Origin of the sequence: Pseudomonas sp. K5002 (assembly GCF_013386655.1) — a bacterium.
Taxonomy (GTDB): domain Bacteria; phylum Pseudomonadota; class Gammaproteobacteria; order Pseudomonadales; family Pseudomonadaceae; genus Aquipseudomonas.
In genome coordinates, this window is the sequence record NZ_JACARK010001616.1 from 1 (window position 1) to 622 (window position 622).

Annotated in this window: 2 protein-coding genes; both read right to left on the bottom strand. The window is 65.0% G+C overall.

What is annotated here, in order from left to right:
* The coding region (locus HX846_RS38285) for a lipocalin-like domain-containing protein (RefSeq protein WP_306173214.1) at positions 1 to 351 on the bottom strand (351 nt) is incomplete at its 3' end.
* On the bottom strand, positions 341 to 622 hold a 282-nt coding region (locus HX846_RS38290), incomplete at its 5' end, for an FtsX-like permease family protein (RefSeq protein WP_178967589.1). The genes HX846_RS38285 and HX846_RS38290, both read right to left, overlap by 11 nt.

Here is a 622-nt window from a genome sequence, read left to right on the forward strand (position 1 = left end):
GGCGTAATGGCGGGTGGCCGAGGTGACGGCGGCGTGGCCGAGCCAGATCGTAGAGTCGTGCCAGCCGGGTTGTGTCGGGCCGGCCTTGAGTGCGTTGCGAAACAGCGTCCATTGCACGCCGTAGGCATTGCCCTCGGCATCCTTCAGGTTGGCGGTGAGGTACCACCATTCGATGCGATAGCCGTCATGGGGGCCATGGTCCTGGGGAAAGCTGAAGACCTTGCCGGGCACCACCTGGGCAAAGTCCGCGGCCTGGCTGCCCAGTCCGGCGAAGCTTTCTTCAGGTGCAGGTGGTTTGTCGCAGGCGCCCAGCAGCAGGAACGTCGCCCATAGCAGGCACTTAATCTTCATTGGCAAAGGTCCTCAGCAAATCCGCCGGGCGACTGCGGTACAGCTGCCACAACGGCCAGGCCGAAGCCAGCAAGGTGGCCAGCATCGCCAGACCCAGCAGTTGCGCCAGTTGCCCCGGGAACACCTGCAACGGCAGGCGCCAGCCGAAGGCCTGGACGTTGATCACCACGTCCAGGCACCACGCCAGCAGCAAGCCAAGCGGCAACGCCAGCACCAGGGTCAGCACCGCCAGCAGCCAGGTCTGGCCGAGGTTGAGCAGCATCAATTGGCG